The following is a 19,287-nucleotide window of genomic DNA, read 5'->3' on the forward strand; positions in this document are numbered from 1 at the left end:
TTAAGACTTTTGTTAAAATAGATGATTTGCAGGGTGTTCATTCTTTTGTACAGCTATTTAACAAATTAAATCATAGCGTGTAAGATATTTTTATTACTGTAAAATGAAAACTTTCAGCAACACATTTATTGGATTGTAATGTTTCTCGTTCTGACGGTATGAGCAGAAAAATAACCAAGCGCTCCATTACTGATATTGCCCGGCGGATTGGCAGGTGTGATACCACCTCCCGGGCCTCCGCCTGAAAGCTGCAGAAGAGCGGAATAAAAAGTGTAGATATTATGATCAATACACTGCATATCAACATGTATTACATCTCCTTTAACTACCTTAATATCATCTGTTTCCCCCTCCTCATTAGGTAATAGCAGAGGCCGCTGATTCGGGAGTCCATTATTTACATTATCAGAAAATTCTGAGAAAAATTTCTTAGGGTTATTGTTTACCGTAGAAATGAAAAGATATCGGTTTCCCAGAGCTGGAAGATCTGTAAAGACCGGCAAAAGAGTATAGCTTGTCTGTCCTCCTACCATAAAGGAATCCTGCTCCAGCCCTTCGAAATCTACCGGCTGAGGCATGGTACTCTGCGCAATGTATTGTTGTCCTTCAGTATTGATTCTCAAGGTATAAGTTCTTCCCGGCTGTCCTGTAAATGAAGAAGCCTGATACATCCCGTTTCCGACGTACTGCATCGTCTCTGTCTGTCCGGCATCGTCACTCAAAACGACTTGAGCATCGGCAACAGCCGGATACTGATTGGTTTCTGTAAAAGCCACCGATTTTGTAATTCTTACAAAATAGGGTCCGGCCTGATCGGTTATATTTCCTTCGATTACAATTTTTCCGCTCTTATCCTCAAGATCAAGATCGATCTCTTTTTCACAGGATATTACTAAAATAAGAGACAGTAGGATTAGAATTATATTTTTCATCAGTTAAAATTTGAAATTATAGGTGATATTAGGTACCCAGCGGAATAGCGAAGTCTGCACTGCCCGTGTCGTTCCGGGTTTGTCAGGATTGTCTTCAAAAGTAATGGTGTAGGCATTTTCGCGGCCGTAGATATTATAGATACCAAATGACCACGAGCCCTTAAAGCGCTTGTTGCCGCCAGGTTCATAGGTAGCATTCAGATCCATTCTGTGATAGGCTGGCATTCTGTCCGCATTCCGGCTGCTGTACTGAAAAATCGTCTGCCCATTCAGTTCGTATTTTCCGGTTGGGAATGTTACTGCATTTCCTGTACTGTATAAGAATAATCCTGAAAAAGACCATTTGGGATTCAGCTGATAGGTAGCTACTACCGAAAGGTCATGGGTCTTATCCATTCTCGCATTGTACCAGTCATTATCATTAATTCCGTTTATTTTTCTTTCTGTCTTAGATAAGGTATAAGAGATCCAGCCGATCAGTTTGCCGGTTTTCTTTTTGGCTATTATTTCAAGCCCGTAAGCTCTTCCTTTTCCGAAAAGCAATTCACTTTCTACGTCTGCAGCAGTATCAAATGAGATTTGTGCCCCGTTTTTATAGTCAATCTGATTCTGCATCGATTTATAATACACTTCAGCATTCAGTTCGTAATTGTTATTGCTAAAATTCCTGCTGTAGCCTGCACTGATCTGATCGGCAATTTCCGGTTTTACCGTATAGCTGCTTCCAATCCACTGATCGGTAGGGTTTCCGCTTCCGCTGTTGCTTAGCAGATGCAGGTTCTGGGTATTCCGGGAATAACCTCCTTTTACACTGCTCACTTCATTAATCCTGTAATTAGCAGTGATTCTCGGTTCAGGATTAATATATGTCTTTCCGAATTTTCCTTTTTCCAGAAATTGAGATCCGGTTATTATACCGTTTTCATAGGTATTAAAAGTATCACCTCCTAAAACACTGAATAACGAAAGCCTCATCCCATAATTGATGGTCAGCTTTTCCGTTGCCTTAAAATCATCATTTATGTACAATGCATTTTCCCAGGAATATCTGGAATTTCTAGGAAAACTGCTTACACTTGTGCCGGAAGCACTGCTTGGCGTAATGGTATGATAAATAGACTGTAAACCGAAACGTACTGAATGCCTGTTGCCTGCAAACCAGGTGAAATCCTGCTTCAGGTTCCAGTCTTCAATCACAGAATCAAGCCCGAACGTGTTGTTATTGCTGCTTAAGCTTACATTATAATTGTAATTGCTGTAAATTAATGAGGTATTGGAAAACAGTTTACTGCTGATGATGCTATTCCACCGTAAAGTAGCCGTTGTATTTCCCCAGTCTGTAGAAAAAGTGTCTCCCAGTCCTAAAACATCCCTGCCGAAATATCCTGACAAATAAAGACGGTTGTTTTCATTGATCTGATAATTTGCTTTAAGGTTCAGATCATAGAAATACAGCTTACTGTCTTTGAAGTCATCGGTTGCTTTCAGGAATACGTCAGCGTATGTTCTTCTTCCTGAAACGATAAACGAAGATTTTTCCTTCTGGATAGGGCCTTCTACACTCAGCCTGCTGCTAATGAGCCCGATTCCTCCGTTGACATTGTAGTCTTTATTGTTGCCGTCCTTCATCTTGACATCCAAAACCGAAGAAAGCCTTCCTCCATATTGCGCAGGACTGTTTCCTTTAATAATGCTGGCATCTTTCAGGGCATCACTGTTAAAAGTACTGAAAAAGCCTAGAAGATGAGACGCATTGTATACTGCTGCTTCATCCAGTAAAATAAGGTTCTGATCCGTAGCTCCTCCTCTCACGCTGAATCCGCTGCTTCCTTCACCGTTGCTCTTAATTCCCGGAAGAAGCTGTATGGTTTTCATAACATCCCTTTCACCGAATAAGACCGGAAGCTTTTCAATATTTTTGATGCTTAAGGTTTCTGTTCCCATCTGTGCGGAAGTCAGGTTCTTGTCTTTTTTAATTCCTGAAATCACCACTTCATCAATCTTTCCGGTTCTTTCTTCTGCTTCTCCGGAATCCAGCTGCAGATCCTGCTTGATATTATCTTCAACCGTAATGCTTTGCTGAAAATCCTTAAACCCGGGATTGGAAACAATTAGATAATACGTTCCTTTTGGAAGCGAGAGCGAGTAAAAGCCGTATTCATTGGCCACAACCGAAACGGTAGGATCCTCAGCAACTTTTACCGTAACTCCGATCAGCAATTCGCCGTTTTTCCTGTCTTTTACAGTACCACTTACTGAGTATTGCTGCGCAAAAACAGCGGTACTGAAACAGACTGCTGCTGCGGAAGTGGCTATCTTGAAAAGGGATATCTGCATTAATTTATTTTTTATGGTAAAATAGCTTATAATAATTTTAAATCAGTGGTAAGTATGGATATTAAAAATCAACAGTCAAATGACGTAAAAAAATATTCTCACTGCAAATGATCAGCAATAATACGATTTAATAATATATTACTGCAGTACGAAACTGTTGGATTATATAAAAATATTCCCACATTATCAGATAATGACAAAAAATTCATCCTGCTGTTTACATCAATCCCAATTCTGGCTGTCCGATATAGATAATATCCTTTGTCATGGTAAAATTATCACTGAATATTTATATTACATCGTATATTTGTTAAAACTAAATTTCAATATGGAAAAACCCCTTATTCTGGTTACGAATGATGACGGAATTACAGCACCTGGTATCAGAAATCTTGTCAGTTTTATGAACGAAATCGGAGAAGTTGTTGTGGTGGCCCCCAACTCTCCACAGAGCGGTAAAGGCCATGCGATTACCATCAATTCTACTTTAAGTTATGAAGAAGTACAGCTTGATGGACCGCAGACCGATTTTTCCTGCAGTGGAACACCGGTGGACTGTGTAAAAATGGCCCTCGACAAAATCTTACCGAGAAGACCGGATATTGTAGTTTCAGGAATTAACCACGGAGCCAATTCCTCTATCAATGTAATCTATTCAGGAACCATGTCTGCAGCGGTTGAAGCCGGAGTAGAAAATCTTCCCGCCATCGGATTTTCATTACTTGATTTCAGCTGGGAAGCGGATTTTACGCAGGCGAAAGAGCATATTCAGAATATTGTTAAAAGAACACTGGAAAATCCGATGCCGAAAGGAATCGTTTTAAATGTAAACATCCCGAAACTTTCTAAGGAAGAAATAAAAGGCATTAAAGTGTGCAAGCAGGCCAAAGCAAAATGGGAAGAAAGTTTTGATGAAAGGATAAATCCACACGGTAAAAAGTATTATTGGCTGACCGGGTACTTCAATAATATGGATGAATCTGAAGATGCTGATGAAACGGCTCTTGCCAATGGCTATATTTCAATAGTCCCTATCAAGTTTGATTTGACAGCATATGAGTATATGAAAACACTGGAGGAAGTCATGAATTTTAATTAATTAAAAACTAAGGCGTAATGAATTTACGCCTTAATTTTAATATTTTCCTAATTGAGGTCAAAACAAAACCTTATCCTCTCTTCTCAGTTCTTCAAGATATTTGATTTTATCGTCCCGGTAAAAGAGATTCATTGTTTCAAAAGGGATCAATTTTAAATCTTTATTGACGATATGAACACATGATTTTTTTACGGCACGGACATCGAAATCATGGGCATCCATAAAATTCATGATGATAATCCTGAACAGATTATCGTAATCAAGATCCAGATCAGGAGCTGTCACCTCGGGAAGGCAGCATAATAGCTGATTAACTTTCGGCTGTACTTTATCTACTGAAATTCCTGTACTGAAAATATCCAGAAGCTTCATCTGCAGTCCTGTATCCTGTTCGTACACGATGGTATTTTTCGTTTCATTATTCAGCAGGTCGGCAGGATTTATATATCGCGTTAAAGGAATCGTTTCATCTTTTAGTTTCAATATGTATCCCATAGCCAGCGCATCAGGGTTACAGGGAACCGGAATAATATCATCTCCGTTCAGAAGCGGAAACTGGTTTAGGATTTCCTGCCTTACTTCCGTTAATGTAATTTTTTCATATACAGAATCCTGCCTGTTTCTGCCGGCAATTTCCACAGGCTGAAAAGTAATGCCGCGGATGCATTTCTGTTTCAAGGCAAACTCAATAATCTTACCGATTTCATCAATATTTTTGCCTTTCTGAAGGACAATCACCAATGTGGTAGAAAGATTGAGAGCATTGAGCTTTTCCAAGGCCTTCATCCGTACATCCGTAAGATCTTTTCCCCGGAAATCTTCCAATACTTCAGGTTTAAAAGAATCAAACTGCAGATAGATCTCGAATTCCGGTGCATAGGTAGCCAGCTTTTCGGCAAAACCGGGATCATTCGCTATTCTTATCCCATTGGTGTTCAGCATAAGATGTTTAATGGGTTTCGACTTTGCGATATCCATAATTTTGAAAAACTCAGGATGAATGGTGGGTTCTCCTCCACTGATCTGTACCACATCCGGCTCCCCTTCGTTTTTAACAATGATATCGAACATGGCTTCAATTTCCGCCAAACTTCTGTGGCTTCCGTAATGTGGTGATGACATCGCATAACAGGTAGGACATGTCAGGTTGCATCGGTCCGTTACTTCTACAATGGAAAGGCAGCTGTGCTGCTCATGATCTACACACAGTCCGCAATCATAGGGACAGCCATATTCTACGTCCGTTCCGAAGTGTACAGGCATTTCTGAAGCTTTATTATAGTTCCTTATGTTTTTATAATAATGAACATCTGAAGCAATTTTTGTTTTAAAGAACCCATGATCAGGACATCTTTTGGTCATAAAAACCGCTTCGTCTTCGATGATAATTTTTGCACCGACCCGTTTCAGGCATTCCGGGCAAAGGCTGATGGTGTAATCGTAATAGGTATAATTTCTTACAGGCATAGTTTATTTTTTTACATTCCTCCGCAGACTACTCCGCTTATCAGTCCGAAAATTAACATAGAGATCAGCATAGTCTGCCAAAATTGCTTTTTTGAAAATTTCCGGCCGTCTTTGCTCTCATAGATAAGTTTTACAAAAACGGTAATAACCAATGAAACAAAGAAAGCGACACCGATAATCATCAGAATGATCATCGCAAGAAAACCTTCCAGGCCTCCGACTTCTAAAATTGTTAGAGTTTTCATATTGTTTTGGTGTTTTTATTAGGCAATAAACCGATCTCATTTTTAATCTTATAAATATAATAAATAATTATACCAATGCATACGATCTGAATGGTTCCTAAATTACCGATGAGTTCTATTCTGGGCTTTATAAAATCCAGCATCAACCTGAATATAAAATAATTCAGCATAAACAGCTGGAATATAAATCCTGAAGGAAACTTCTTCCTTTTCTGAAACATCTTCAAGCAGACCCAAAGGAAAATCAAAAATACAATTTCATACAATGCCACCGGATGCCTGAGATACTGATCCCCTAAATGCATTCCAAACATTGAATTGGTGGGAAGACCATAGGTTTCTTCATAAACGCCGGTCAGGAAACATCCGATCCTTCCGATAATCATCGCCAGTATCAAAGGATACACAATCAGGTCTCCCGTACTTTCTTTATGTCCTACTATTTTTTTTGCTAGCTCTACGCCTATTAATCCGAAAGCTAAACCACCGACAATAGTATTGTTTGTCCAGAATGTTTTTAAATGAAAATGCTCAAAAAGCCTGTATGGATTTTCAAGATTGCCTATTAATTTAGACCCGATCAAAGCCCCTGCAGTTGCACCGATTAAAATGGCTGCCGAAGTGTTGAATGAAACTTTTTCTTTGGATATACGCTTTAAATAAAAATAATATCGCATCCCGATAAACATCCCCAGTGTTTCAAAAACAGGATGGGCAAAAATCGTTTTGCCGAACAGTTGGAAAGTAACAGGAAAATCCATGAATTCAAAAGTAGGGTTATTTTATAATACAGAAAATTAAAAGATGAAAAAGAAATAGACATTTTCTGTTATATAGCCATACTCTATTACAGGTAGAAAATGTATAAATTACTTATAAAATCTTTCAAATTAAAAGTTCCGTCAAATCTTTTTCCTAATTTTAATTAAAATAGTTCACATTATGAGAATAGAATATGATATAAAACTGGGTTTTAAAGACGTGATGTTTCGTCCGAAACGTTCCACATTGAAATCCCGTTCGGAAGTTGATCTGGAAAGGGAATTTACCTTCAGGCACACGAAAAAGAAATGGAAGGGAACTCCGATTATAGCCGCTAACATGGACACGGTAGGGACTTTTGAAATGGCTGTTGAACTCGCTAAGGATAAAATCATTACAGCTGTTCATAAACATTACACTATAGAGGAATGGTCTGAATTTCTGAATTCCCAACCCGAAGATATTCACCAGTATATCGCTTTAAGTACCGGAACCGGAAAAGCGGATGAAGAAAAGATCAGAGTCATCCTTGAAAAGCATCCCAGAATAGAATTTCTCTGTATTGATGTAGCCAATGGGTATTCTGAGCATTTTGTAGACTTTGTAAAGAGGGCAAGAACCCAATTTCCGGATAAAATCATCATTGCAGGTAATGTGGTAACAGGAGAAATGGTGGAAGAGCTGCTTCTGGTAGGTGCCGATATCATTAAGGTGGGTATCGGGCCCGGTTCTGTATGTACAACCCGCGTGAAAACCGGTGTAGGATATCCGCAGCTTTCTGCTATTATTGAGTGTGCTGACGCCGCTCACGGTTTGGGCGGTCACATCATTGCAGACGGAGGTTGTAAAGTTCCGGGAGATGTTGCAAAAGCTTTCGGCGGCGGTGCAGATTTTGTCATGCTGGGTGGCATGTTTGCAGGACATGACGAAAGCGGCGGCGAAATCATTGAAGAAAACGGTAAAAAATTCCGTATGTTTTATGGAATGAGCTCAAAAACGGCAATGGATAAACATGCAGGAGGAGTTGCTGAATACCGCGCTTCTGAAGGAAAAACCGTAAAAGTAGCTTATAAAGGTCCGGTTTTGGAAACGGTCAGGGATATTTTAGGCGGTGTACGGTCAACCTGTACTTATGTTGGAGCTTCAACGTTAAAACAGCTTTCAAAGAGAACGACTTTTATCAGAGTACAGGAGCAGGAAAATCAAATATTTAAAGAATAATATATCTATCATCCTTAAGTGTGCTGAAACTATACAATTATCGGTCTGAAATACATGTATTACGATGTATATCAGACCGATTTATAATTAAAAGTAAAAAATAAAATCTTACTTTTTGTTGATTTTTGATCTATGTTAAAAGGCCACCGTCAACATTCAATACCTGACCGTTAATATAAGAAGCCATCTCACTTCCTAAGAACACACATGCGTTAGCAATATCTGTCGTTTTCCCTAATTTTTTCATCGGGATTGCCTCTGCCCATTTCTGAGTCGCTTTTTCATCTATAGCAGCTGTCATTTCTGTTTCAATGAATCCCGGTGCAATGGCATTACAACGAATATTTCTTGACCCCAATTCCAAAGCAACAGATTTTGTAAATCCTATCACTCCTGCCTTAGAAGCCGCATAATTTGCCTGGCCTGCATTTCCGCTGATTCCGACAACAGAAGTCATATTGATGATAGAGCCTGATTTTGCCTTCATCATCGGCTTAATAACCGCTTTGGTAAGATTAAATACAGAATCCAGATTCACTCTTAAAACTTTGTCCCAGTCTTCTTTTGCCATCCTCAATAAAAGATTATCTTTCGTAATTCCTGCATTATTAACCAGAATATCAATCTGTCCGAATTCTGCCATTACTTCTTCAACTAAAATTTGAGCTGCATCAAAATCTGATGCATCAGATTGATACCCTTTAATTTGAGTCACAGAACTTAAAGTTGCTTCTAATTCCTTGGCTTTTTCTACAGATCCGGCATACGTAAATGCTACTTTTGCTCCCTGTTGAGCATACATTTCAGCAATACTTTTACCGATTCCTCTTGTAGCTCCCGTTATTAGTGCTACTTTTCCTTCTAATAGTTTCATATATTGACGTTTTCTTGTAAACTACCAGTCATTTCTTATATGACCGATATAAACATTAATTATACTGAATTAACAGTGCGCAAAGATATTACAAAATATTATTCAATACATTTGAAATCACTTTTTTAGCAAAATTTATTCTTCTTATTGTAAATTCTAGTGTTCTAATTGATTAATATAGCAGGTAAATCTTTAATTTTTGCCTTATTCCTGTATGATAGGATTTCAATACATAGCAGATAACAAAAATAAATTCTTAACTAAATAGAATTGTTTACAATAAGAACAATTTCCCCTTTTAATGTTTTGCTTTTCGAAAATTCAATCAGTTCATTGATGGTTCCGCGCTTTGTTTCTTCAAATTTTTTGGAGATTTCACGGCTCAGGCTAATTTTGGTTTCCTCTCCAAAGAATTCTTTGATCTGTTCCAGTGTAGTATTAATTTTATGGGGGCTTTCGTACAGAACAATGGTTTTCTTTTCTTCAGCAAGCTGTTTAAGCTTTGTCTGCCGTCCTTTTTTCTGTGGTAAAAATCCGGCAAATAAAAATTCATTATTCGGCAGTCCTGATACAACCAGGGCAGGAACAAAAGCGGTAGCTCCCGGTAAGCAGATCATCTCTATATGATGGTCAGCCCCTGCTTTTCCCAAAAGATAGCCGGGATCTGAAATGCCCGGGGTTCCGGCATCCGTAATAATAGCAATGTTCTGTCCGCTTTTAAGGTCTGTAATTACTTTTTCCGTTGCCTGGTGTTCATTGTGCAGATGATAGGATTTCAACGGTTTGGAGATCTCGAAATGCTTCAGAAGTATTCCGGAAGTCCTTGTATCTTCACATAAAATATAATCGACTTCTTTCAATACCTTCACTGCTCTGAAGGTCATATCTTCCAGGTTTCCTACCGGAGTAGGAACAAAATATAGGATTCCGCTCAAAATGTAATTTATAAGAATTTATTTTCCACCAATATCCAGAGCCTCTGTGCGTATTCATCTACTTTATTCCATTTTCTGGAATAGTAGAGATCACTCAGGTACTCTTTCGCCTCTTCCAGTGTTTTGAAGCTGTTAAGCCGCGCTATTACCTCGTTCAGTTCAGACTGGCTTCCCCCAAACAGTGTCTTTGAAAATGCAATTTTGTCATTCAGGTCCAGCTTAAACTCTGGCTTTTTCTTTTCCGCTTCCATAAAGCCGGTTGAAATATTGGTTTTAAGGAGACTTCCGACGTTGTCTTCTTTATCTGTAGAAGTAGTCTTCTCTTCAGGCCATTTTATTTCCAAATGATCATCTCCGAAAAGTGACTGAACAGCTTTCAAGCCTTTTATATTGGCCAGTTTTATCTTTTTTTCCTGCTGATAAGCATCCAGGTTTTCAAAGCTTTCATCAGAGGCATGCGTATCTTTTTCTGTATCATGAGATCCTCTGTTGATCTCAACTATCTTTCTTCTGTCATTGATTTCCGCTAAAATTGATTGTTCCTGTTTTTCTTCAGCCATTGATTCATTTTTAATTTCAATGACTATATTTTCGGCATTTGTAGTATCCGTCGGCATTTCGCCCTGTTCTATTAACCTGTCCGATAATGTAAACTGTTCTTCATTTTCTTCAATCAACAAATCTTCATCCTCCAAAGGTTCAATATCAAAAATGCTCGGAATCTGATGGGCGGCGGTTTGAGAATTATTCTGATCATTTTTTACCTCAGATTGAAAGTGGTCTTGGATTTTTTGTTCCTCGTTAAAATCATTTGAGACATTTCCCTCGTGATCAGAAATTTCATTTTCAAATTCATCAATCTCATTCAGCTGGTTATTAAAAAGAGCTTCTTCCTGAGTAGTTTTTTCATTAAACATGTCCTCATCGATATCTTTATCATGTTCAGGCTCGGAATCTGCAAGGATTCTTTCTTCATCAACAAAATCTAAAATGCCTCCGCTATACTCAGAAGATTCATTCTGGTCAATTTCATTCAGCTGATTATTGAAAATTGCTTCTTCTTCCGTTACTTCATCCAGGTTTCCTTTTTCAGAAATTTCATCAATTCCTCCTTCCCCATTCTCTTCGGCGAAATTAATTAAAGTCTCATGGAGCTCGCCTTCGACAATTTCATTCAACTGGTTATTAAAAATGGCCTCTTCTTCAGTAGCACCCACTGAAAAAGATTCCTGGGCACCTTCATTGATTTCGTTGAGCTCATTATTAAAAATGGCTTCTTCTTCTATTACTTCATTTCTTAATTCCTGTACATGATCCGAAGCAAAATCCTGAGAAAAATTTTGGCTTCCGTAATACTCAATATTTTTTTCGAGCAAACGTAAAAAAGAAATCCTGTCCGCAAGCTCATCTACAAGATCCTGCTTGGAAATTAACTCATCAATGTAGTTAATTTTGCCCAGAATACTGATCATATTCTTGGAGTCGAAAAAAATTTTTTCCTTTAAATCTTGGATGTTATGCATATTAAGAATCTTATTAAAATTGCTTACTTTTGATCTTAAAAATATACGGCTAATTTAACAAATGTTTTTAGAAAATACAATTAATCATTCCAAACAAAGCGGTTGGATGGAAGTTATTTGTGGTTCCATGTTTTCCGGGAAAACCGAAGAGTTAATCCGAAGGCTGAGAAGGGCAGAAATGGCGGGGCAGAATGTAGAAATTTTTAAACCGAAACTGGATACGCGCTATTCTGAAGAAGACGTGATTTCTCATAATCAGAACAAAATCCGCAGTACACCAGTAGAGAATCCCAATGAAATTATTTTGCTGGCTTCCAATTGTGATGTGGTGGGAATCGATGAGGCGCAATTTTTTGACGAGAGCATTGTTTATGTAGCCAATGAGCTTGCAGACAGTGGGATAAGAGTTGTAATTGCAGGGTTGGATATGGATTTCCTGGGCAGACCTTTTGGTCCGATGCCCAACCTGATGGCCACTGCAGAATATGTTACAAAAGTACATGCCATCTGTAAAAGAACCGGCAATCTGGCAAATTATTCCATGAGGATTTCCCAAGGAAGTAATCTGGTAGAGTTGGGTGAAACAGAGAGCTACGAAGCAGTAAGCCGCCGTGTTTTTATCGATGAAGTACTTTTAAAAAGAAAAAATACTTAAATTAGGCTGAAATTAAAGAGTTGATTTATTGAAGCCTGAGGATTAAATACTACATGAGGATATATCTCACATAATTCCATAACATCAGCTTTTTGAAAACTTTTTATTTTTTTAGTTTTAAAGCGTAGCAAAAAGCAACTTTTTTGCGTTAAAATAAATCCAAATAGCAATATAGCAGAAAGGCACCAATGAACTACACCGTACAAGAAATTGCAGACATCACCAATGCAAAAGTTATTGGAGATAATAAATCGATTATCAAAAATATTGCTTTTGACAGCAGAATTATTTATTCCATCCGGGATACTGCCTTTATTGCCATTAATACCCATAAAAATTCCGGTGAAAAATTCATTGAAGCTGCCATTGACAGGGGAATTAACGTGATTATTTCCGAACACAGATATGATCAGTTTGAAAATATTACATGGATTATTATTGAAGATTCCATCCGGTTTCTTCAGACACTGGCCCGTTACCATTTTGAAAATTCCCGCCTCAAATCCATCGGCATTACAGGAAGCAACGGTAAAACGGTTTTAAAAGAATGGCTTTATCAGTGTCTCTGGAATGAATATATTACAGTAAAAAGTCCTAAAAGCTTTAATTCTCAAATCGGTCTTCCTCTTTCACTGCTTCAAATTGACAGTGCGTATGAACTGGGCATTTTTGAAGTCGGCATTTCCAAGCCCTGCGAAATGGAAAAACTGGAGCATATATTCCATCCGCAAATCGGTTTACTCACTCATATCGGGACCGCCCACCTGGCAAATTTTGAAAATGAGGAAGAACTGATTGATGAAAAGCTTAAGCTTTTTAAAAAGTCCGAAGTAATCATTTACAATGGAGATAATATATTGGTTGAAAATAAAATAAAACAGCTTTATTCAGGTAAAAAATTAATCTCATACGGTTTTGCTGAAAGCAATCAGGTTTATTTTAAAGCCGATATTTCTAAAAATGAAAATGTTGTTGTTCTTTATTTTGATGAAGAAATCAGCTTTCCGGTTCATCATAGATCTGAAGCCACTTTAATGAATGTCCTTTCACTAATTACTTTGTTGAAGGAATTGAATATAGGCAATGAAAAAATAGTTGAAAAAATCAACAATTTAAAAGCCGTAGAGATGCGTCTTGAATCTATTGAAGGGATTAAAAACAATATCATCATTAATGATTCATTTAATCTCGATTTGGATTCTCTTAAAACTGCTTTGCAATTTCTTAATGAATACAAAAAGCAAAAAAGATCGCTCGTTCTCACGGATATGATTGGTGTAAGTTCTGATTATCATCAGTTGTATGAAGAAGTTTCAGAGCTGGTCAATGAACAGAAATTCGATTATGTTTTCCTTATCGGTGATGAAATATCAAAATTTAGTGAATTATTCAAAGGTAAAACGTTTACTTTTGTTAGCACCCAGGAATTAATTGACAGTAAACATCTTAACGAAATAGAAAATCAGATCATCCTTCTTAAAGGAGCCAGAAAATTTGAAATTGAAAGGCTTAAAGATCTTCTTGAACTCCGTAAGCATGATACGGTCTTAGAGATTAATTTAAATGCTGTTCTTCACAATATCAATTTTCATAAATCGTTATTAAAGCCCTCAACCAAAATGATGGCTATGGTAAAAGCCAATGCTTATGGATTGGGAAGTTATGAAATTTCGGAGTTTTTACAGCACCATCATATCGATTATCTGGGCGTAGCTTTTGTAGATGAAGGTGTCGAACTTAGAAAAAAAGGAATTACCGTACCTATTGTGGTAATGAATCCTGAACAGCATAGCTATGAAGCGGTAATCCAGTATAATCTGGAGCCGGAAATTTACAGCTTCAGGGTTTTGGAACTCTTTCATGAGGCCATCCGGAAATCGGGATATGATGGAGAATATCCAATTCATATTAAGCTGGAAACCGGAATGCACCGCCTTGGTTTTAAAGACAATGAATTGGATCATTTAAGTAATATTTTAAGTAATAAAAATCTTAAAGTCCAGAGTATTTTCAGTCATCTGTCATCATCAGATCTACCGGATGAAAAAGAGTTCACTTTGAATCAACTAAAGATTTTTGAACAAAATTCAGCTTACCTTATACAAAAATTAGGTTACGTTCCTATCCGCCATGTGCTGAATTCATCCGGCATTACAAGCTATACAGACCACCAATATGATATGGTCAGAATCGGCATCGGGATGTTGGGAGAATCACCAAACAGCAGAATACAGAAACAACTGCATTCTGTAGTAAGCTTTAAAACGGTTATTTCACAAATTTCAACTGTAGAAGAAGGCGAATCGGTCGGATACAGCCGGCGGTTTAAAGCAGATCAGCCTACCCAAATTGCCACCATTCCTGTTGGCTATGCAGATGGAATTCCCAGAATGATCGGGAACCAGACTGGAAATGTAGGTATACATAAAACATTAGCTCCTATCGTAGGAAGTATTTGTATGGATATGATGATGATCAATATCGATCATATTCCTCATGTAAAAGAGGGCGATCCTGTAACGATTTTCAATTCTAAGCCAAGCCTGAAAGAATTTGCAGCCTATTGCCAAACCATCACCTACGAAGTATTAACTTCTATTTCACCACGCGTGAAGCGTATATATATAAAAGATTAACCTATGAGAAAGCTCCTGATACTCTTATTTGCATTTCAAATGCTTTTGATTCATTCTCAGGTAAAGAAAGATCTGAAGATTCCTAATAATCCCAGAATCGGGCTTTCCCTTGCCGGTGGCGGAGCTAAAGGATTTTCTCATGTCGGAGTGCTTAAGGTACTGGACTCTTTGGGAGTAAAGGTAGACTATATCTCCGGAACAAGTATGGGTGCTATTGTAGGCGGTTTATATGCTTCAGGATATTCAGGGAAAGAAATAGAAAAAATCGTTATGGATACGGATTTTTATTCTTTGATCTTGGATCCGAAAGCCACCAGACAGGAAGCCACTTTCTTCAATAAATCGGTTGATAAATACCTTTTATCTATTCCTCTTAAGAACGGAAAAATAACCCTTCCCTCTTCTATAAGTACAGGCCAGAAAAACGTTTATCTATTAAAAGAGCTTTTTAAGAATGTTTCCAACATCAATGATTTCTCCAAGCTCCCAATTCCTTTTATGTGTGTCGCTACCAATCTGGAAAGCGGGAATATGCAGATTTTTGAAAAAGGGGACCTTGTACAGTCAATTATGGCAAGTTCTGCTTTCCCATCTTTGATGGACCCAGTAAAGATTGGAGACAGTATTTATATTGATGGTGCGATGACAGTCAATTATCCGTCCAAACCTTTAAAGGATAAAGGGATTGATATTGTTATTGGTGTGGATCTTAACCAGGATCTTTCCAAACGTGAAGATCTGAACAGCATTGTTGCAATCTTAAACCAGGTCATTGATTTTGGAATTAAAAAAGATACCCGCAGACAGTATAAATATACAGACATCAATATCAAGCCGGATCTGAAAGGAATGACGGCCACCAGCTATGACGAAAAGAAAAAAATTCTTGACAGCGGATATGCAGAAGGTCTTAAATATTCAAAGATTCTGAATGAGCTTCCGAAGCGTCCCTTTGAACGTCTCCGGCAGTATATGAACCCTATTTATTCAAATGTTTATAAGATTGACAGCATTTCAATAGAAGGCAGCCGTATTTACGGAGAAAACTATATACTCGGAAAAATGGGATTACGCCTCCCCTCTCTTCAAACCTATGGAAGCATCAATAAAAAAATAGATAAACTTGTTGCGACAAACAATTATAGATTCATCAATTACGATATCATTACAGAAAATAATGCCAATTACCTTAAGCTTTACGTCACGGAAGACAATTCCAGGCATTTTGTAAAATTCGGTTTGCATTATGACGAAATTTTCAAAACCGGTCTTCTGTTGAATTATTCAGCCAAAAGACTTTTATTTAAAAATTCCAATCTATCCCTCGATGTTATTGTAGGAGATAAACCGCGATATTATTTAAATTATTTTATAGACAATGGATACATTCCTGGCTTTGGAGTCTATTCTTCAGGTATGAGCTTTAACCTCAAAAATGCAGATAATAATGATGTTGAAAATTGGATGTGGTTAAGAAATGAAGTGTATATCCAGTCGATCTGGAAAGATAAGTTCGCTGTTGGAGGTGGAATAAGCCATGATTATTTTGAAACAGAAATTAATGGAAATAACAAGCAATACAGCCGTTTTCTAAATCCTTATTTATCTTTGAAAAGTGATACCCAGGATGACAAGGATTTTCCTACCCGGGGAATTTATATTAATGCTGAAGGAAAAGTGATAGATCTTCTTAAATCTGATGTTGAAAAAAGACTGGTTCAAGTGAAGGCAGACATTAGAATTAATTTCCCACTTACCAAGCAGTTTGCATACCGTCTCAATTTATATGGTGGAATTACGATTGGAGAAAATCTCCCTCAGTTTTATCAATATAAACTTGGAGGAATCTTTGAGCAAAACATCGTAAACTTTAGAAACTTTTCAGGATTTTATTTTGGACAGCTCGGTACAAATAATGTAGTTCTGATATCAAATGATCTTCAGTTTAAATTCAATAAAAACTACTTCTTAAGCGGAAACTTTTCGTTAGCCAATCTGTCAAATGATATAAGTTTTGAGGATGCTGTAAAATTAAATTACAGTTCACTTGGACTTACCGCAGGATATAAATCGCCTTTCGGACAGATTAAAATCAATTTCAGTCATTCACTCAAAAATAATCAAAAAGGAATATTCAGTGTTATTTTAGGACACTGGTTTTAAATTACATCATGATACAATTTTTTTACGAAAACGTACCCGAATCTGTAAACATACAGTATACTGCATGGCTGGAAGATATTATCCTTTCGGAAGGAAAAAAGCTGGGTGAAATCAATTATATTTTCTGCGATGACGAATATCTTTTAAAAGTAAATCAGGATTATTTACAGCATGATTATTACACAGACATTATAACTTTTGACTATGTAAAAGGCAGAACGATAAGCGGTGAGATTTTTGTATCTTTGCAGCGCATTTCTGACAATGCTTCTGCCCTATCCAGAGAATATGAAGAAGAACTGAGACGAGTATTGGCTCATGGTGTACTTCATCTCTCCGGATATAAAGATAAAACTGAGGCAGAAGAAAAGACAATGCGAAGTAAAGAAGATTTTTATTTAGCCAAGTATAAGAATTAAGGATTTTTATTTAAATAAAATGAATTCATTATACGCTAACATCTTCTGAATTTGCCGGAATACACGCCATTTAAGCACCTGTTCCGGAAGAATGTTTCACGTGAAACATTAATTAAAAATTAAAAAAAATTAAGGCTTAAATAAGCATAAAATGATTTCAGAAATATATGATGTTATTGTAGTGGGAGCTGGACATGCAGGATGTGAAGCTGCAGCCGCTGCAGCCAACCTGGGTTCAAAAACACTTTTGGTTACTATGAATATGCAGACCATCGGTCAGATGAGCTGCAACCCTGCAATGGGCGGAATTGCAAAAGGACAGATCGTTCGTGAAATTGATGCCATGGGAGGTTATTCAGGAATTATTGCTGATAAATCTGCTATTCAATTTAAAATGCTCAACCTTTCAAAAGGTCCTGCTATGTGGTCTCCAAGAACACAGAATGACAGAATGCTTTTCGCTGAAGAGTGGCGTCTGGCCTTAGAAAATACCCCTAATCTTGATTTTTTCCAGGATATGGTAAAGCAGCTTATTATAGAAAATAATAAAGTTGCCGGAGTGGTTACTTCTTTAGGAATTGAGATAAAAGCACATTCGGTAGTTTTGACAAATGGTACTTTCCTTAACGGATTGATCCATGTTGGCGACAAACAGTTAGGAGGCGGAAGAATGGGTGAACCCAGAGCCTTTGGCATTACTGAGCAATTGGTATCCTTAGGTTTCGAAGCAGGAAGAATGAAAACAGGTACTCCACCAAGAGTAGATGGAAGAAGCCTGGATTATTCTAAAATGGAAGAACAGAAAGGAGATGAAAATCCTCAGAAATTCAGTTATTCAGATACACCGAAATTAACAAAACAATTAAGCTGTCATATCGTATATACTAATGAGACGGTTCATGATATTTTACGTGAAGGATTTGACAGAAGTCCTATGTTTAATGGAACAATTCAAAGTTTAGGACCAAGATATTGCCCAAGTATTGAAGATAAAATCAACCGTTTTGCAGAGAGAAACAGGCACCAGTTATTTGTAGAACCGGAAGGCTGGAGAACCGTGGAAATTTATGTCAATGGATTCAGCTCTTCTTTGCCGGAAGATGTACAGGTTAAAGCAATGAAGCACATACCGGGATTTCAGAATGTAAAGGTATTCCGTCCGGGCTATGCTATTGAATATGACTACTTCCCTCCTACTCAGTTAAAGCATACCTTAGAAACAAAATTGATTGATAATTTATTTTTTGCAGGCCAGATTAATGGTACAACAGGCTACGAAGAAGCAGCCGGGCAAGGTTTAATTGCAGGAATCAATGCCCATAACAAAGTATACGAAAAAGATGAATTCATTCTTAACAGGGATGAAGCTTACATCGGTGTTTTGGTAGATGATCTTATTACAAAAGGTACAGAAGAGCCTTATAGAATGTTTACTTCCAGAGCCGAGTACAGGTTGCTTTTAAGACAGGATAATGCAGATATAAGGTTAACTCAAAGATCTTTTGATCTCGGATTAGCGAAAGAAGACAGACTCATAAAAGTTAATGAGAAAGTAGCTCAAAGTGAAGAACTTGAGAGCTTTCTTCGTGAAACTTCTTTAAAACCCGGAATGATCAATCCTATTCTTGAAACTATAGAAAGCAGTCCCGTAGACCAGGCATACAGAGCTTCACAGATTCTTACCAGACCTAATATGACTCTGGAAAAGCTGGAAAAAATTGAAGCTATTAAGAATAAGGCATCTCAATACAATAATGAAATAAAAGAACAGGCCGAGATTAATATTAAATACAAAGGATATATAGAAAAAGAAAAGGAAAATGTAGCGAAACTGAATCGTTTGGAAAATATTAAAATTCCTGATGATTTTGATTATACTAAAATTTCCAGTCTGTCCTTAGAAGCGAAGCAAAAAATGAGTAATGTAAGGCCAAAAACTATTGCACAGGCAGGAAGAATAAGTGGTGTATCTCCTGCAGATATAAATGTTTTATTAGTTTATTTAGGACGTTAACGGGA

At 37.4% G+C, this 19,287-nt stretch carries 15 protein-coding genes; 7 read left to right on the plus strand and 8 right to left on the minus strand.

What is annotated here, in order from left to right; genetic code table 11:
- Positions 1–125: 125 nt before the first annotated feature.
- Entirely contained in the window at positions 126–932 is an 807-nt protein-coding gene (locus MKJ01_RS03610; protein ID WP_241611906.1) for a DUF4249 domain-containing protein, read from the minus strand.
- A gap of 3 nt (positions 933–935) precedes the next feature.
- Positions 936–3,269: a TonB-dependent receptor gene (locus MKJ01_RS03615; RefSeq protein ID WP_241611904.1), complete on the minus strand. Its 2,334-nt coding sequence runs from the start codon at positions 3,267–3,269 to the stop codon at positions 936–938.
- 328 nt (positions 3,270–3,597) lie between these two features.
- Between MKJ01_RS03615 and surE the strand changes: the two genes are divergently transcribed.
- A complete protein-coding gene (gene surE, locus MKJ01_RS03620) occupies positions 3,598–4,368 on the plus strand; it encodes a 5'/3'-nucleotidase SurE (RefSeq protein ID WP_241611903.1) in 771 nt (256 codons plus the stop codon).
- Between the two features lie 57 nt (positions 4,369–4,425).
- Here surE and MKJ01_RS03625 read toward each other — a convergent pair whose 3' ends face one another.
- The 3 genes from MKJ01_RS03625 to MKJ01_RS03635 are packed head-to-tail and all read right to left on the minus strand — an operon-like array spanning position 4,426 to position 6,841.
- Positions 4,426–5,835, minus strand: a complete 1,410-nt coding sequence (locus tag MKJ01_RS03625; protein WP_241611901.1) for a radical SAM protein — start codon at positions 5,833–5,835, stop codon at positions 4,426–4,428.
- An 11-nt stretch (positions 5,836–5,846) separates the two neighbouring features.
- Positions 5,847–6,080 (minus strand): hypothetical protein, encoded by a 234-nt coding sequence (locus MKJ01_RS03630; RefSeq protein WP_241611900.1) that lies wholly within the window; start codon positions 6,078–6,080, stop codon positions 5,847–5,849.
- Positions 6,077–6,841 carry a prolipoprotein diacylglyceryl transferase gene (locus MKJ01_RS03635; RefSeq protein WP_241611899.1) on the minus strand — a complete coding sequence of 255 codons (765 nt, stop codon included), beginning with the start codon at positions 6,839–6,841 and terminating at the stop codon, positions 6,077–6,079. Before MKJ01_RS03635 ends, MKJ01_RS03630 begins: the two co-directional genes overlap by 4 nt.
- A 181-nt stretch (positions 6,842–7,022) precedes the next feature.
- Here MKJ01_RS03635 and MKJ01_RS03640 point away from each other — a divergent pair, with 181 nt between their 5' ends.
- Positions 7,023–8,063 carry a GMP reductase gene (locus MKJ01_RS03640; protein WP_241611898.1) on the plus strand — a complete coding sequence of 347 codons (1,041 nt, stop codon included), beginning with the start codon at positions 7,023–7,025 and terminating at the stop codon, positions 8,061–8,063.
- Positions 8,064–8,193: 130 nt separating this feature from the next.
- Here MKJ01_RS03640 and fabG read toward each other — a convergent pair whose 3' ends face one another.
- From fabG to MKJ01_RS03655, 3 genes are all read right to left on the minus strand, one after another.
- Entirely contained in the window at positions 8,194–8,937 is a 744-nt protein-coding gene (gene fabG / locus MKJ01_RS03645; RefSeq protein ID WP_241611897.1) for a 3-oxoacyl-[acyl-carrier-protein] reductase, read from the minus strand.
- 260 nt (positions 8,938–9,197) lie between these two features.
- Positions 9,198–9,872: a 16S rRNA (cytidine(1402)-2'-O)-methyltransferase gene (rsmI, locus tag MKJ01_RS03650; RefSeq protein WP_241611896.1), complete on the minus strand. Its 675-nt coding sequence runs from the start codon at positions 9,870–9,872 to the stop codon at positions 9,198–9,200.
- Positions 9,873–9,880: 8 nt separating this feature from the next.
- Positions 9,881–11,395 (minus strand): hypothetical protein, encoded by a 1,515-nt coding sequence (locus MKJ01_RS03655; RefSeq protein ID WP_241611894.1) that lies wholly within the window; start codon positions 11,393–11,395, stop codon positions 9,881–9,883.
- A 61-nt stretch (positions 11,396–11,456) separates the two neighbouring features.
- Here MKJ01_RS03655 and MKJ01_RS03660 point away from each other — a divergent pair, with 61 nt between their 5' ends.
- The 5 genes from MKJ01_RS03660 to mnmG all read left to right on the plus strand — a co-directional run bounded on the left by MKJ01_RS03660 (position 11,457) and on the right by mnmG (position 19,282).
- Positions 11,457–12,050 carry a thymidine kinase gene (locus MKJ01_RS03660; RefSeq protein ID WP_241611892.1) on the plus strand — a complete coding sequence of 198 codons (594 nt, stop codon included), beginning with the start codon at positions 11,457–11,459 and terminating at the stop codon, positions 12,048–12,050.
- Positions 12,051–12,238: 188 nt separating this feature from the next.
- Positions 12,239–14,686 (plus strand): bifunctional UDP-N-acetylmuramoyl-tripeptide:D-alanyl-D-alanine ligase/alanine racemase, encoded by a 2,448-nt coding sequence (locus tag MKJ01_RS03665; protein WP_241611890.1) that lies wholly within the window; start codon positions 12,239–12,241, stop codon positions 14,684–14,686.
- Between the two features lie 3 nt (positions 14,687–14,689).
- Complete coding sequence (locus tag MKJ01_RS03670) at positions 14,690–16,849, plus strand: patatin-like phospholipase family protein (protein ID WP_241611888.1); 2,160 nt, start codon at positions 14,690–14,692, stop codon at positions 16,847–16,849.
- Between the two features lie 8 nt (positions 16,850–16,857).
- Positions 16,858–17,268, plus strand: a complete 411-nt coding sequence (gene ybeY / locus MKJ01_RS03675) for an rRNA maturation RNase YbeY (protein ID WP_241611886.1) — start codon at positions 16,858–16,860, stop codon at positions 17,266–17,268.
- A gap of 151 nt (positions 17,269–17,419) precedes the next feature.
- A complete protein-coding gene (gene mnmG, locus MKJ01_RS03680) occupies positions 17,420–19,282 on the plus strand; it encodes a tRNA uridine-5-carboxymethylaminomethyl(34) synthesis enzyme MnmG (protein WP_241611884.1) in 1,863 nt (620 codons plus the stop codon).
- The last annotated feature ends 5 nt before the right edge of the window (positions 19,283–19,287 follow it).

The sequence above is a fragment of the Chryseobacterium sp. SSA4.19 genome (assembly GCF_022601875.1).
In the GTDB taxonomy this organism is placed as follows: Bacteria; Bacteroidota; Bacteroidia; order Flavobacteriales; family Weeksellaceae; genus Chryseobacterium.